14 protein-coding genes are annotated in these 14,922 nt (G+C 71.4%); 10 read left to right on the plus strand and 4 right to left on the minus strand.

Annotation, left to right across the window (positions count from 1 at the left end; genetic code table 11):
* The first annotated feature begins 212 nt into the window (after positions 1-212).
* From AB0I69_RS21070 to AB0I69_RS21080, 3 genes are all read left to right on the plus strand, one after another.
* A complete protein-coding gene (locus AB0I69_RS21070; protein WP_363097159.1) occupies positions 213-524 on the plus strand; it encodes a hypothetical protein in 312 nt (103 codons plus the stop codon).
* A complete protein-coding gene (gene malQ, locus AB0I69_RS21075; RefSeq protein WP_363097160.1) occupies positions 525-2,696 on the plus strand; it encodes a 4-alpha-glucanotransferase in 2,172 nt (723 codons plus the stop codon).
* Positions 2,697-2,762: 66 nt separating this feature from the next.
* On the plus strand, positions 2,763-3,044 hold the full coding sequence (locus AB0I69_RS21080) for a hypothetical protein (RefSeq protein ID WP_363097161.1): 282 nt from the start codon (positions 2,763-2,765) through the stop codon (positions 3,042-3,044).
* A 96-nt stretch (positions 3,045-3,140) separates the two neighbouring features.
* Here the strand turns inward: AB0I69_RS21080 and AB0I69_RS21085 are convergent, their stop codons facing one another.
* Positions 3,141-3,734, minus strand: a complete 594-nt coding sequence (locus AB0I69_RS21085; protein WP_363097162.1) for a TetR family transcriptional regulator — start codon at positions 3,732-3,734, stop codon at positions 3,141-3,143.
* 113 nt (positions 3,735-3,847) lie between these two features.
* Between AB0I69_RS21085 and AB0I69_RS21090 the strand changes: the two genes are divergently transcribed.
* Positions 3,848-5,323 (plus strand): FAD-dependent monooxygenase, encoded by a 1,476-nt coding sequence (locus AB0I69_RS21090; protein ID WP_363097163.1) that lies wholly within the window; start codon positions 3,848-3,850, stop codon positions 5,321-5,323.
* Between the two features lie 49 nt (positions 5,324-5,372).
* Here the strand turns inward: AB0I69_RS21090 and AB0I69_RS21095 are convergent, their stop codons facing one another.
* A complete protein-coding gene (locus tag AB0I69_RS21095; RefSeq protein ID WP_363097164.1) occupies positions 5,373-5,867 on the minus strand; it encodes a MarR family transcriptional regulator in 495 nt (164 codons plus the stop codon).
* Positions 5,868-5,988: 121 nt separating this feature from the next.
* Here AB0I69_RS21095 and AB0I69_RS21100 point away from each other — a divergent pair, with 121 nt between their 5' ends.
* The 3 genes from AB0I69_RS21100 to AB0I69_RS21110 all read left to right on the plus strand — a co-directional run bounded on the left by AB0I69_RS21100 (position 5,989) and on the right by AB0I69_RS21110 (position 9,111).
* Positions 5,989-7,068, plus strand: coding sequence for an EamA family transporter (locus AB0I69_RS21100; protein ID WP_363097165.1), 1,080 nt, complete (start codon positions 5,989-5,991; stop codon positions 7,066-7,068).
* Positions 7,050-8,231: a sigma-70 family RNA polymerase sigma factor gene (locus AB0I69_RS21105; protein ID WP_363097498.1), complete on the plus strand. Its 1,182-nt coding sequence runs from the start codon at positions 7,050-7,052 to the stop codon at positions 8,229-8,231. The genes AB0I69_RS21100 and AB0I69_RS21105 overlap by 19 nt, the downstream gene beginning before the upstream one ends.
* Before the next feature lie 106 nt (positions 8,232-8,337).
* Positions 8,338-9,111 (plus strand): SDR family oxidoreductase, encoded by a 774-nt coding sequence (locus AB0I69_RS21110; protein WP_363097499.1) that lies wholly within the window; start codon positions 8,338-8,340, stop codon positions 9,109-9,111.
* 81 nt (positions 9,112-9,192) lie between these two features.
* Here the strand turns inward: AB0I69_RS21110 and pepN are convergent, their stop codons facing one another.
* The gene (pepN, locus tag AB0I69_RS21115; RefSeq protein ID WP_363097166.1) at positions 9,193-11,766 is read right to left on the minus strand and encodes an aminopeptidase N; all 2,574 of its coding nucleotides are present in this window, start codon (positions 11,764-11,766) and stop codon (positions 9,193-9,195) included.
* A 112-nt stretch (positions 11,767-11,878) separates the two neighbouring features.
* Between pepN and AB0I69_RS21120 the strand changes: the two genes are divergently transcribed.
* Complete coding sequence (locus AB0I69_RS21120; RefSeq protein WP_363097167.1) at positions 11,879-12,361, plus strand: DUF1203 domain-containing protein; 483 nt, start codon at positions 11,879-11,881, stop codon at positions 12,359-12,361.
* A 79-nt stretch (positions 12,362-12,440) separates the two neighbouring features.
* On the opposite strand, the gene AB0I69_RS21125 is transcribed toward AB0I69_RS21120, so the two are convergent.
* Positions 12,441-13,457, minus strand: a complete 1,017-nt coding sequence (locus AB0I69_RS21125) for an aspartate-semialdehyde dehydrogenase (protein WP_363097168.1) — start codon at positions 13,455-13,457, stop codon at positions 12,441-12,443.
* Positions 13,458-13,645: 188 nt separating this feature from the next.
* Between AB0I69_RS21125 and AB0I69_RS21130 the strand changes: the two genes are divergently transcribed.
* Positions 13,646-14,167, plus strand: a complete 522-nt coding sequence (locus AB0I69_RS21130; protein WP_363097500.1) for a sigma-70 family RNA polymerase sigma factor — start codon at positions 13,646-13,648, stop codon at positions 14,165-14,167.
* Between the two features lies 1 nt (position 14,168).
* Positions 14,169-14,921 (plus strand): hypothetical protein, encoded by a 753-nt coding sequence (locus AB0I69_RS21135; RefSeq protein WP_363097169.1) that lies wholly within the window; start codon positions 14,169-14,171, stop codon positions 14,919-14,921.
* Position 14,922: the final 1 nt, after the last annotated feature.

Raw genomic sequence — 14,922 nt, forward strand, 5'->3', positions numbered from 1 at the left:
CAGTATGCACTGGATACATGTACTGAGTGAATAGTGATCAGCGGGAAAAGTACGGGGAGTGCGGTACGGGAGTGGCTGCGCCGCCACCTGTACCCCAACCTGGAGGTCTGCCGTCGCGCCCACTGGGTAGGGCTGCGGTGACCCTCCCCCACTCTCGGCTTCGCTCGAGCGGGGGGACCCCCATGCACGCCCGACACGACAAGGAGGCCCCCATGGCCGCAGCATCGGCATCGCTTCCGCGCCCGGCCCGCTCCAAACCCACCCCGGAGCCGCCCGCCGACCTCGCACCCGACCTGTTCTTCGTCAACTCCGAGGGCGCCTGGGCCGAGACCCCGCTGACCAGCGAACCGCCGCTGACCGACGCCGAACCCCTCACCAGCGAGCCCCCGCTCGCCGACGCCGCCCCGCTCACCAGCGAGTCCGCCACGATCGCCGCACCGCTGACCAGCGAGGCCGCCGCGTTCGACGACCCGATGAGCGGTGAATCCGGCGCGTTCGCCGACCCGGACTCGACGAGGCCCTAGATGACCGCACCCCGGCCGGCCGACACCCTCGGCGAGGACCTGTCCCGGCTCGCCGAACTGCACGGCGTCGCCACCGCCTACAGCCCCTCCCCGGACCACGCCGTCCCGGCCTCGCCCGGCGCGGTCGTCGCCGTCCTGGCCGCCCTCGGCGTCGACGCGAGTACCCCGCAGGCCGCCCGCGCCGCGCTCGCCGCCCGCCAACAGGAGCTGGCCGAACGGCTGTTGCCGCCGACCGTCGTGGGCCGGCCCGGCAGCACGCCCGCCGCGCTCGACGCGCTGCCCGAAGGCACCGTGGTGCACATCGAGACCGAGCAGGGCGAGTCGCCGGCGAGTGCCGGGCAACTCCCGCCCGGCGTGCACCACTTGACCGCCACCGCACCGGACGGCCGCACCGCCGAGGCTCATGTCGTCATCGCCCCGGACCGGTTGCCCACGCCCACGGGACGGTCGTACGGGCTGATGGTGCAGGTGTACTCGCTCCTCTCCCGGCACTCCTGGGGCATGGGCGACCTCGGTGACCTGGGTGAACTCACCGCCTGGGCCGGGAGATCGCTCGGGGCCGGGTTCGTACAGGTCAACCCCTTGCACGCGGCCGTACCGGGCGCGCCCACCGACCCGTCGCCGTACCGCCCGTCCTCGCGCCGCTTCCCCGACCCGGTGTATCTGCGGGTCGAGGACATCCCCGAGTTCGCGTACGTCGGGGAGGCGGAACGGGAGCGGCTGCGCGGGCTCCTCGAACGGGCCGCCCGGCTGCGTGAATCCGTCCTGGAAAAGGGCGCGTTGATCGACCGCGACGCCGTGTGGGAGCTGAAGCGGGAGGCACTGGAACTCGTCCGCGAGGTCCCCCTCGGACCCGGACGACGGGCCGCCTACGTCGACTTCCTCGCCCGCGAGGGCGAGGCGCTGGAGGACCACGCCACCTGGTACGCCCTCGCCGAGGTGCACGGCTCGAACTGGCGGGAGTGGCCGGCCGCCCTGCGCGACCCGCGCTCACCCGAAACCGCCCGCGCCCGCACCGAGTTGATGGACCGCGTCGACTTCCACTCCCGCCTCGCCTGGCTCACCGACACCCAACTCACCACCGCCCAAAGGGCCGCACGGGAAGCGGGCATGCCGGTCGGGATCGTGCACGACCTCGCGGTGGGGGTGCATCCCGACGGCGCCGACGCATGGGCGCAACAGGACCACTTCGCGGCAGGCATGTCGGTCGGCGCACCCCCGGACGCCTTCAACTCCCTCGGCCAGGACTGGGGTTTGCCCCCTTGGCGCCCGGACCGCCTGGCCGAGTCGGGCTACGCCCCGTACCGCCGCCTGCTCCGCGCGCTCTTCCGCTACGCCGGTGCCCTGCGCATCGACCACGTCATGGGCCTGTTCCGCCTCTGGTGGGTCCCACAGGGCCGGCCGCCCACGGAGGGCACCTACGTCCGCTACGACGCCGAGGCCATGCTCGCGATCCTCGCGCTGGAGGCCTCGCGCGCCGGGTCGGTGGTGATCGGCGAGGACCTCGGGACCGTGGAGCCGGGTGTGCGCGAGACGTTGCAGGAACGCGGGGTGCTCGGCACGTCGGTGCTGTGGTTCGAGCGGGACTGGGAGGGCGACGGCCGTCCCCTCGCCCCCGAGCAGTGGCGCGCCGACTGCCTGGCCACCGCCACCACCCACGACCTGCCGCCCACCGCGGCCCGCCTCACCGGCGAACACGTCGAACTCCGCGACCGGCTCGGCCTGTTGACCCGGCCGGTGGAGGAGGAGCGGATCGAGTCCGCCACCGACGTCGGCGAGTGGCTGGCCCTGCTGTCCCGGCTCGGCCTCTACGAACACGCCACGGGCGGCGGCCGGCCCGCGTCCGAGGAGGAGGCCGAGATCCACGCCGTCCACCGCTTCCTGCTCCGCACCCCCGCCCGCATGATCGGCATCTGGCTCCCGGACACGGTCGGCGACCGCCGCCCGCAGAACCTTCCCGGCACGTGGGACCAGTACCCGAACTGGCGCCTGCCCGTCGCCGACGCGGAGGGGCGTCCCGTGACACTGGAGGAACTCGCCGCGTCCCCGAGGCTGCACGCGCTGGTGGACGTGCTGCGGGTGGGGTTGGGGGCGGGTTCGGAGGACAGCTCAGAAGACAACTCAGGAGGCGGTTCAGGAGACAGCGGAGACAGTGGGGACGGGGGTCCGTGAGGCCCGTACGCCCCATACGGCACCCCCGGGCGCGCGGCTCGTTCGGGCGTTCGCTACTTTTGCGGTGTGGACAAGAAGAACGCCCTGCGCGCCGGCGCCCTGGCTGCCGGTACGACGCTGATGATGCTGCTCATGACGTCCCCCGCGCTCGCGCTCACCCGCGACGACGGTGACGACCCGGGCAAGGGCCTGAGCGTCGCCGAGACGCTGGGGCTCTATGTCCTGTGCCCGCTCGCCCTGTTCGCGATCATCGCGGGGCTCGTGCTCGCCCTGGACAAGTCCAAGGACCGCGCGCCGAAGGCCAAGTCCGGCACGAAGGCCGGCAGCGCCGTCGACGCGAAGGTCTGACCTTTCCCAGGCCTGACCTCACGTTTTTCCGGAGGGCGTCCGCATCACCCACAGCGGTGAGGCGGGCGCCCTTGGCATGTCTTCCGGTATGTCCGCTCACGGGCTGGGCGCCGTCAGGTAGCGCTGCACCGTGGGCCCGAGCCAGGCCACGACCTCCTCGCGGGCCAGCGCCACCGTCGGCGCGAAGCGCAGTACGTACCGCGTGAGCGCGAGCCCCAGGAGCTGGGAGGCGACCAGCCCGGCCCGCGCCGGAGCCTGCTCCGGGTCGGGGCACGCCTGCCGCGCGACCGGCATCAACTGGTCCCGGAAGATCCCCTGCATCCGCTCGGCACCGCCCTGGTTCGTGGCGCCGACCCGGAGCATCGCCGTCAGCTCCTCGTTCTCCTCCCACATGGCGAGGAAGTGCGTCACCAGCGCCCGCCCGACCTCGTCCCGCGCGGTCGAGGTCAGGTCCGGCAGCCGCAGGTCGTAGGAGACGGCCGCCGCGAACAGGCCCTCCTTGTTGCCGTAGTAGCGCATCACCATCGACGGATCGATCCGCGCGTCCTTGGCGATGGCGCGGATCGTGGCGCGCTCGTAGCCGTCGGCGGCGAAGCGCTCGCGGGCGGCTTCGAGGATCGCGTTGCGGGTGGCGTCGGAGCGGCGACTGCTGGTGCCGCTGCTGGTGCTTGGGGCGGTGCTGTCGTTCATGCCAACAAGCGTAGGCCAACGCGTGTTGACAGTCCAGGAGTCGAGTTTTATGTTGGTCAACGAGCGTTGGTCAACAAGTGTTGGCAAACGGACGTTGGCATTTGGAGGCCACCATGAACGGCACCAGCACCAGCACCAGCACCAACACCAACCGAACCGACCGCACCGTCATCGTCGTCGGCTCCGGCCCCACCGGTCTGCTTCTCGCCGGTGACCTCGCCACCGCCGGCGTTCCGGTCACCGTGCTGGAGAAGCGCCCCCAGAAGATCAGCAACCTCTCCCGCGCCTTCGTCCTGCACGCCCGCACCCTGGAGCAGCTCGACGCCCGCGCGCTCGCCGACGAGCTGGAGGCGGCCGGTCAACCCCTCGACCGGCTCCGCCTGTTCGGCCGCCTCACCGTCGACCTCACCCCCCTCCCCTCCCGCTTCAACCACCTCCTCGTCCTCCCGCAGTACGAGGTGGAGAAGGCGCTGCTGCGGCGCGCGGTCGAGGCCGGGGTGGACTTCCGGTACGAGACCGAGATGGCCGGGCTGTCGCAGGACGCGGACGGCGTGACCGTCGAGGTGCGCGGGCCCGGCGGGGCGACCGAGTCGCTGCGCGCCGCGTACGTCGTCGGCGCCGACGGGATGCGCAGCGCGGTGCGGGACGCGATCGGGCTGACGTTCCCCGGTCACTCCGTCATCCGTTCCGTCGTCCTCGCGGACGTGCTGCTCGACGAGCAGCCCGAGACCCTGCTCACCGTGGCCACCGTCGGCGACGCCTTCGCCTTCATCGCGCCCTTCGGCGACGGCTACTACCGCGTCATCGGCTGGAACCGCGCGCACGACGTCGCCGACGACGAACCCCTCGGCCTCGACGAGGTCAAGGAGATCGCCCGGCTCGCCCTCGGCCGTGACTACGGGATGCGCGACGCCCGCTGGATGTCCCGCTTCCACAGCGACGAACGCCAGGCGCCCGCCTACCGGGTGGGCCGCGTGTTCCTCGCGGGCGACGCCGCGCACGTCCACACCCCGGCCGGCGGCCAGGGCATGAACACCGGCCTCCAGGACGCGGCCAACCTCGGCTGGAAGCTGGCCGCGGTGATCGACGGCCACGCGCCGCACGCCCTCCTCGACACCTACCAGGCCGAGCGCCACCCCGTCGGCAAGGCGGTCCTGCGCAGCAGCGGCGGCATCGTCCGCCTCGCCATGGCCAAGCGCCCCTGGACCCTCGCCCTGCGCGCGGCCCTCACCACCGTCCTCGACAAGGTGCCCCCGGCCCGCCGCAAGGCCATCGCCCAACTCACCGGCATCGGCTACGCCTACCCGGCCCCCCGAGGCTCCCACCACCTCGTCGGCACCCGCGCCCCGGACATCTCCCTCGCCGACGGCGGTCGCCTCTACGAGGCCCTGCGCGGCGGCCGGTTCGTACTGATCACGCCGGACCCGTACGAGAGCCAGGGCGCCCGCAAGGACCGGCTGGCCGTGGAGCGCTGGGCGAGCGACCGCCGTACGGCCCTGCTGGTGCGGCCCGACGGATACGTGGCCTGGGCCGCGGACACCGCCGACCCGGTTGGGGTCGAGGCGGCGCTCGTCGAGCATGTCGGCTGAACGGGCCGTAGAGCAGTCGGTCGAACGGGTCGGCCGGGAGCGGGACTTGCTACCGCTCGGTCGAGGTCAGCAACTTCCTCAGCAGGTCGGCCAGTTGGCCGGCCTGTTCGGTGTCGAGGCCGGACAGGGCCGCCGTCTGGGTGGCGAGCCCGGAGCCGACCGCCTCGTCGATCAGCGCCAACCCCTTCTCCGTCAGGGTGACTTGGAGGCCGCGGCGGTCGTGCGGGTCGGGGGAGCGGCGGAGCAGGCCGGCCCGTTCCAGTTTGTCGAGGCGGCCGGTCATGCCGCCCGTGGTGAGCATCAGCGTCGCGGAGAGCTCGCGCGGCGAGAGGGTGTACGGCTCGTCGGCGCGGCGCAGGGTCGCGAGGACGTCGAACTCGCCGCGCGAGATGCCGTGCGGCGCGTACGCCTTCTCCATGCGGTCGCCCATGGCCCGGGAGAGCCGGAAGATCCGCCCGAAGACCTCCATCGCGGCGGTGTCGAGGTCGGGCCGCACCGCCGCCCACTGCTCGACGATCGCGTCGACGGGGTCCTTGTCGTTCATGGGACGAGTATCCGCCGGTCAGCCGGTCGGTCGCAAGAAAGTGGATCACAGGTTAGTGGCTTGACGGTAACTAGCTCAGCGCTAAGCTAGTTGCCAGTGACCTATCTGAAGGGTGTGCCCCATGCCCACCACGAGCCGCCGCTCGACTCTCATAGCCCTGACCGCCCTCGCCCCCGTCTCCTGGGGCACCACCTACGCCGTCACCACCCAGTTCCTCCCGCCCGACCGACCGCTCTTCACCGGCCTGATGCGCGCCCTCCCCGCCGGTCTCGTGCTCCTCGCGCTCGCCCGGGTGCTGCCGCGCGGTGCCTGGTGGTGGAAGGCGAGCGTGCTCGGCGCGCTGAACATCGGTGCCTTCTTCCCGCTGTTGTTCCTGTCGGCGTACCGGCTCCCCGGCGGCATGGCGGCGGTCGTCGGCTCGGTCGGGCCGCTGATCGTCGTGGGCCTCTCGGCACTCCTGCTGGGGCAGCGGCCGACGGCCCGAAGCATGCTCACCGGCGCCGTTGCGGCCTTCGGCGTCAGTCTCGTCGTACTGAAGGCGGCCGGGGCGCTCGACCCGGTCGGCGTGCTCGCGGCCCTCGCGTCCGCGGCCTCGATGTCCACCGGCACCGTGCTGACCAAGCGGTGGGGCCGCCCCGACGGCGTCGGCCCGCTCGCCCTCACCGGCTGGCAGCTCACCGCGGGCGGCCTGCTCATCGCGCCCGTCGCCTTTCTGGTCGAGGGGGCGCCGCCCGCGCTCGACGGCCGGGCGATCGGCGGTTACGTCTACCTCGCGCTGGCCAACACGGCGGTCGCGTACTGGCTCTGGTTCCGCGGCATCGGGCGGCTCTCCGCCACCCAGGTCACCTTCCTCGGGCCACTCTCCCCGCTGACCGCGGCCGTCGTCGGCTGGGCGGCGCTCGGGCAGGCGCTCACGCCGGTGCAGGTGGCGGGGATGGCGCTGGCGTTCGGCGCGACGGTGGCCGGGCAGATCGGTCCGCGTACGTCTCGTGTTCGCGTTCGGGAGGTAGCGTCACGCGGGAATACCGTGACGCAACGCCGGAGGCGCTCGTGGCCGAAGAGTTCTGCCCCAGTTGTGGCAAGCCGCTCACCGCGCGGGCGGGCCGTACCGGTCGGCGTTCCGTGTACTGCTCCGCCGCCTGCCGGCAGAAGGCCTACCGGGAGCGGCAGGGGAGCGTCGGGATCGGTGTCGACGGGCTGATCAAGGAGATCGGGCGGCAGGTGGAGGAGCTGGTGCCGCAGCCGCCTTCCGTCTTCTACTCCGGCGTGACGGAACTGTCCTCGTCCGTCGCACGGCTCCGGCGGGTGGCGCGTACGGCGCGGGACACCGCTCAGGAATCCGTCACCCCCGTGCCCGTCACGGATGTCGCGGGGCTCGCGGAAGTCCCCGTCGACGAAGGCGAGTTCGCCGCCCTCGTCGAGTCCCACCGCCGTGAGATCCAGGTCCACTGCTACCGCATGACCGGGTCCTACGACGACGCCGAGGACCTGGTGCAGGAGACGTTCCTGCGGGCCTGGCGGGCCCGGGACACCTTCCAGGGGCGGGCCGGTGCCCGTACCTGGCTGTACCGCATCGCCACCAACGCCTGCCTGGACTTCCAGCGCCGTACGGCCCGCCGCCCCAAGCGCTACGAGCCGTTGCCCGGCATGAACCACGGCACCGGAGAGCCACCCGCCCGTATCACCTGGCTACAGCCCTACCCCGACGACGAGTTGCCCTCCGCGGAGGAGCAGCCGGAGGCCGCCGCGGTCTCCCGGGAGACCCTCGAACTGGTCTTTCTGGCCGCCGTCCAGCATCTCCCGCCGCGCCAGCGCGCGGTGTTGGTGCTGCGGGACGTGCTCGGGCTGACCGCCGTGGAGACCGGCGAGGCGCTCGACATGACCGTGGCCTCGGTGAACAGCGCGCTGCAACGGGCCCGTCCCACCCTGCGCGACCGGCTGCCCGGCCGGCGTGCGGACTGGACGGCCGACGGGCCCACCGAGCACCAACGCGCCCTGGTCAAGCGGTACATGGCCGCCGCCGAACGCCTCGACCTGTCCGAGGTCGCCGCCCTGCTCAGCGAGGACGTCACCCTCACCATGCCGCCGAACCCGTTCTGGTTCACCGGCCGTGACGCGCTCGTGGAGTTCCTGAGTGTCAGTCTCGACGCCAACTCGCCCATGTTCCTGGGGCATTGGCGTCATCTCCCCGCCCGCGCCAACGGGCAGCTGGCGGCCGGGGGTTATGTCCGCAGGCCCGGTACGACCGTCTACCGCGCCCAGGTCCTCGACGTGCTCCGCTTCGACGCCGACGACCGGATCGTCGAGATCACGTCCTTCGAACCGCACCTGTTCCCGGCCTTCGGACTGCCTCTGCGGTTGTGAGCGATGAGTGGTGGGCCCCCTGTGCGTCTGTACTGCCGACACGAACGACTCGTACGAGTCGTATGACTCGAACGACACGGACATGACGACTCGCAAGGAGATCACCATGCTGCTCACCGACAAGACCGCGGTCATCTACGGCGCCGGTGGCTCGATCGGCGGTGCGGTCGCCCGCGCCTTCGCCGCCGAGGGAGCCCGCGTCCATCTGGTGGGACGCACCCTGAAGACGCTGGAAGCCGCGGCCGCCCATATCAAGGACATCGGTATCAAGGACGCCGAGGTGGCCGTCGTCGACGCGCTCGACGAGACGGCCGTGGAGGAACACCTCGCCCGCGTCGGGGACGTGGACGTGTCCTTCAACCTCGTCTCGCGCGGCGACGTACAGGGGATGCCGATCACCGACATGCCCGTCGACGACTTCCTGCGGCCCGTGCTCAACGGCACCCGCGCCAACTTCATCACCGCCCGCGCCGCCGCCCGCCGCATGGCCGAGCGGGGCAGCGGTGTCGTCCTCACCCTCAACAGCGGTTCCGCGCACGGCAGTCCGATGATGGGCGGCACCGGTCCGGCCGACGCGGCGACCGACAGCCTCGTGCGCAACCTGGCGATGGAGCTGGGCCCGCGCGGGGTGCGTGCCGTAGGACTGTGGGCCGCCGGTATCCCGGAGACCCTCACCGTCGAGAAGCTCGGCGCGGTCAACCCCGACCTCAACGAGGCCGCGATCCAGGGCATCATCGACCACCTGTCGAGCCTGCGGATGACCCGCCGCAACCCCACCCTTGCCGAGATCACCGCGACCGCCGTGTTCCTCGCCTCGGACCACGCGGCGAGCATCACCGGCACGTTCGTGAACGTCACGGGCGGGATGTTCCCGGGCTGAGCGGGACAGCGGTACACGGGAAGGGGCGCCCGGCATCGTGCCGGGCGCCCCTCATGGCCGTAGAAGAACCGACCGAACCGACTACGAAGCCGCCGCGTCCGCGGCCTGGGCCTTGAGTGCGCGCTCCACGCCCGAGCGGGACTCCGAGACCAGGCGGCGCAGGGCCGCGTTGGGCTCGGCGGCCGTCAGCCAGGCGTCCGTGCGGTCCAGGGTGTCCTGGGAGACCTGGATCGACGGGTAGAGGCCGACCGCGATCTGCTGGGCGATCTCGTGCGAACGAGTGTCCCAGGCCCCCTTGACCGACTCGAAGTACTTCTCCGTGTACGGCGCCAGCAGTTCGCGCTGGTCGGTCTGGACGAAGCCCGAAATCACCGCTTCCTGAACGGCGTTGGGGAGCTTGTCGGACTCGACGACCTGCGCCCAGGCCTCCGCCTTCGCCTCCTCGGTCGGACGGGCGGCACGCGCGGTCGCCGCGTGACGCTCACCGGCGGCCGTCTTGTCCCGCTCGTACTCGCCGGCGATCTCCGACTCGTCGAACCGGCCCACGGACGCGAGCCGTTCGACGAACGCCCAGCGCAGCTCGGTGTCGACGGCCAGCCCCTCGATCGTCTGGGTACCCTCCAACAGGGCGTCCAGCAGGTCGAGTTGCTCCGGCGTACGGGCCGTGGCCGCGAACGCGCGGGCCCACGCCAGCTGGTGGTCGCTCGCGGCCTCCGCGGAACGCAGATGCGCCAGCGTGGCGTCCGTCCAACGGGTCAGCAGGGCCTCGCGGGCGGCCGGGTCGGCGTACAGCTCGATCGCCAGCTTCACCTGGCGGTGCAGCGACTGCACGACGCCGATGTCGGACTCCTTGCCGATGCCCGACAGGACGAGGGACAGGTAGTCGCGGGTCGCGAGCTCCGCGTCCCGCGTCATGTCCCAGGCCGAGGCCCAGCACAGGGCGCGGGGGAGCGAGGACTCGAAGTCGCCGAGGTGCTCGGTGACGAACGCGAGGGACTGCTCGTCGAGGCGGACCTTCGCGTACGACAGGTCGTCGTCGTTGAGCAGGACCACGTCCGGACGACGCTTGCCCACCAGCTGCGGTACGGCGGTGAGTTCGCCGTCCACGTCCAGCTCGACGCGCTCGTCGCGCACCAACTTGCCGGTGTCCTCGTCGAGTTCGTACAGGCCGACCGCGATGCGGTGCGGGCGGAGGGTGGGCTCGCCCTTCGCGCCCTCCGGGAGCGCCGGGGCCTGCTGCCGGATCGCGAAGGCGGTGATGACGCCGTCGGCGTCGGTCTCGATCTCCGGGCGCAGGATGTTGATGCCGGCCGTCTCCAGCCACAGCTTCGACCAGGTCTTCAGATCACGCCCGGAGGTCTCCTCCAGCGCGCCGAGGAGGTCGGAGAGCCGGGTGTTGCCGAACGCGTGCCGCTTGAAGTACGCCTGCACGCCCGCGAAGAACTCGTCCATGCCGACGTACGCGACGAGCTGCTTCAGGACGCTCGCGCCCTTGGCGTACGTGATGCCGTCGAAGTTGACGAGCACGTCGTCGAGGTCGTTGATCTCGGCCATGATCGGGTGGGTGGAGGGCAGTTGGTCCTGCCGGTAGGCCCACGTCTTCATGGAGTTGGCGAACGTCGTCCAGGAGTGCGGCCAGCGCGACTGGGGGGCGTACGCCTGGCAGGCGGCCTCGGCGTAGGTGGCGAACGACTCGTTCAGCCACAGGTCGTTCCACCACTCCATGGTGACCAGGTCGCCGAACCACATGTGGGCCAGCTCGTGCAGGATCGTGGCGGCCCGCACCTCGTACGCGGCGTCCGTGACCTTCGACCGGAACACGTACTGGTCGCGGATGGTCACCGCGCCCGCGTTCTCCATCGCGCCCGCGTTGAACTCCGGGACGAACAGCTGGTCGTACTTCTTGAACGGGTACTGGTAGGCGAACTTCTCCTGGAACCAGTCGAATCCCTGCCGCGTGACCTCGAAGATGGCGTCCGAGTCGAGGTATTCGGCGAGCGAGGGCCGGCAGTAGATGCCGAGGGGCACGCTCTGCCCGTCCTTCTCGTACACGCTGTGGACGGAGTGATAAGGCCCGACGATCAGCGCGGTGATGTACGTCGAGATACGCGGCGTCGGCTCGAACACCCAGGTGTCGTCCCGGGGTTCGGGCGTCGGGGAGTTGGAGATGACGGTCCAGCCGGAGGGCGCCTTCACGGTGAACTGGAAGGTGGCCTTCAGGTCGGGCTGCTCGAAGCTCGCGAACACGCGCCGTGCGTCCGGCACCTCGAACTGGGTGTACAGATAAGCCTGTTGGTCGACGGGGTCGACGAACCGGTGCAGTCCCTCACCGGTGTTGGTGTAAGCGCAGTCCGCGACGACTCGCAGGACGTTCGGCCCTTCCAACAGCCCGGCCAGGGCGATCCGCGAGTCCTTGAAGACCTCGTCGGGGTCGAGCGGGTCGCCGTTCAGCGTCACCTCGTGGACCGTAGGGGCCACCAGGTCGATGAAGGACGCGGCACCCCCCTCGGACACGTCGAAGCGCACCGTCGTCGCGGACCTGTAGGTCTCGCCCTCCTGCGCGCCGGAGAGGTCGAGATCGATCTCGTACGAGTCAACGGTGAGCAGCGTCGCCCGCTGCTGCGCCTCTTCGCGAGTCAGGTTTGTGCCAGGCACGCGGTCATCTCCTCGTTATGTGTGGGTTGCGCCATCCTTCCACGGGACCTGTGGAGAACGCGATGTCCGGTTCCCGCCGGTGAGCGGGGCGGACGAGCGCGAGCCTGGGTTCATGACGACGTACACGGCACGACCCATTGACCCCACGGTCCTGAAAGAGCTGCGCTCTGCTGACGATGCGGGACGCCGAATGGTTCCCGTGATCGATGAGGAGGGAGGCGCTCCGCTCCGCTGCTGCCTGCGCCGCAGCGAGCCCGGCGAGCGCATCGCCCTCGTCTCGTACGCCCCGCTGCGCCGCTGGGCGGCGGAGGCGGGGGCGTACGACGAGGTGGGGCCGGTGTTCGTTCATGCGGAGGAGTGCGGGGGGCCTGCGGCGGGTTCCGGGTATCCGTTCGCGGGGGCGCACCGCGTGCTGCGCCGCTACTCGGCCGAGGGCCACATCCTCGGGGGCGAGCTGGTCGACACCCTTGACGACGACGCCTTCCGGAGGGCCTTCGACGACCCGTCCGTGGCACTGGTCCACGTCCGGGCCGTCGAGTACGGCTGCTTCCTTTGCGAGGTACAGCGGCCCAAAATCAGCCCCTCCGGCGTCTGAGGAGCGGGGTCTGGGGCGGAGCCCCAGAAGGATGGGACGGGTAGGGGCGGCGGGGGCGAAGAAACAGCCCCCGCCCGCGTCAGCCCTTCAGCTCCGCCGCCACCAGCTCCGCGATCTGCACCGCGTTCAGCGCAGCGCCCTTGCGGAGGTTGTCGTTCGAGATGAACAGCGCGAGCCCGTGCTCGACCGTCTCGTCGGCGCGGATACGCCCGACGTACGACGGGTCCTGGCCGGCCGCCTGGAGAGGCGTCGGGATGTCGGTCAGGGCGACACCCGGCGCGCCGCCCAGCAGCTCCGTCGCCCGCTCCACCGGGAGCGGCCGGGCGAAACGGGCGTTGACCTGGAGGGAGTGGCCGGAGAAGACCGGGACACGGACACAGGTGCCGGAGACCTTCAGCCCGGGGATCTCCAGGATCTTGCGGGACTCGTTGCGGAGCTTCTGCTCCTCGTCGGTCTCGTTCAGACCGTCGTCGACGATCGAGCCCGCGAGCGGGAGCACGTTGAAGGCGATCGGGCGCTTGTAGACCTGCGGCTCGGGGAAGTCGACCGCCGAACCGTCGTGCGTGAGCTTGTCCGCCTCGGCGACGACCTTCAGCGCCTGCCCGTGCAGCTCGGCCACACCGGCCACACCGGAACCGGACACCGCCTGGTACGTGGCGACGACCAGCGCCTCAAGCCCCGCCTCCGCGTGCAGCGGCTTCAGGACCGGCATCGCGGCCATCGTCGTGCAGTTCGGGTTGGCGATGATGCCCTTGGGGCGGTCGATGATCGCGTGCGGGTTCACTTCCGAGACGACCAGCGGGACCTGCGGGTCCTTGCGCCAGGCGGACGAGTTGTCGATGACGACCGCGCCCTGCGAGGCGACCTTCTCGGCCAGCGCCTTCGAGGTCGCGCCGCCCGCGGAGAAGATGACGATGTCGAGGCCGGTGTAGTCGGCGCTCGCCGCGTCCTCCACCGTCACGCCGTCCAGGACCGTCCCCGCCGAGCGGGCCGAGGCGAACAGCCGCAGCTCGTCGATCGGAAAGTCCCGCTCCACGAGAATCCTGCGCACGACCGTGCCGACCTGACCGGTGGCTCCGACGATTCCGACCCTCACAGCGACTCCTTCACCTGTTCCTGTACATCTGCGGCGTTTCCATCATGCGGCCGACCCTGGTCCACCTGTCCAATTCTTTGCCACGCATGCCCGAGGAGTGGGACACCGCGCTCGGCAGTGTGACGTACGCCTCCGAACGTTTCCGTGCGCTGCGGCGTCGTAGAGGAAACGCGGTGAGGGGGTGGCTTGTGCTGCGCAGAAAGACCCGCCGGGTCCAGGAGGGCGATGATCCTCTGGACGCGGCCCAGGAGCGGCGGGTGCGGGCGGTGCTCGCGCTCGGCGGGGTGCCGCAGGCGGATCTGCCGGACGGCGTCCAGCAGGTACGGCTGCGGTTGCTGGAGCGGGCGGCGAAGGGCGACGAGGCGCCGCGCGACGTCTCGGCGTGGGCGGCGGTCGTCGCATCGAACTTCGCCATGGACTGGCACCGCGCCAAGCGCCGCCAGGAACGGCTGGGGGAGCGGCTGGCCTCCCTGCGCCAGCTGGAGTCCCCCTCAGGCGAGGACACGAGTGTCCTGTCCGTGGCGGTGGCCCGAGGGCTGGACGAGCTGCCCGACCAGCACCGCCAGGTGCTCGTCCTGCGCTTCTTCGCCGACCTGCCCGTGCGCGGGATCGCCGAGGAACTCGGCATCCCGGAAGGCACGGTCAAGAGCCGGCTGCACTCCGCGGTCCGCGCCCTGCGCGACCGCCTGCACGAGGACGAGGTGGTGTGACGTGGCTGCCGAGTACGACGGCGTGGACGCGCTGATGGCCGCGATCACGGACGAGCCGTTGCCGCACGCGGCCCGCGCGGACGCCGGGTTCATGGCCGAGCACACGGTCGCTACGGCCGAAGTGGCGCTGTTGAGGGAGCAGTTGGGGCTCATCGGTCACGCGCTCTCCGCACCGGAGCCGGAGCCGGAAGCCGCGCCGAAGCCCGTGCGCACACCCCGTCCCGCCCGACGTCGCCACCCCGGCCTGCGCGCCCTCGCCTACGGCACGCTCGCACTCGCGGTCGTCGCCACGATGATCACCGGGCTCGCCTGGCTGGCCGGGCACAACGGGGCCTCGAACGACGCGTCGGGCAGCAGCGCGGACTCGGGGGCGAAGAGCAGCAACGCCCCGTCGAAGATGTCCGGCGACGGCCCGCCGCCGTCCGACCCGGAGCTGGCGCTGGCCTGCGACCGGCTCGTCGTCGAGGGCACGGTGGCCCGGGTGGAGACGCGGGTGGACGATCCCTGGTCCCGGATCGTGCTGACCGTGATCCGCTCCTACAAGCCCGCCAAGGGCCCGTCCCAGGTGTCCTTCCTCCTCGACGGCGGGGCGGACCCGAAGCCACACAAGGGCCAGCACGTGCTGATCGGGGTCGGGCGGGGCCAGCGGAACGCGAGCCTCTGGGCCGTCGGCGACGACCGTGTCGCCGCGAACCGTGACTGGATCGTCAAGGCCCTACCGGGCGCCCGCACCACCACCTGCCCCGCCGACTGAA

Source organism: Streptomyces sp. NPDC050508, assembly GCF_040655155.1.
GTDB lineage: Bacteria > Actinomycetota > Actinomycetes > Streptomycetales > Streptomycetaceae > Streptomyces.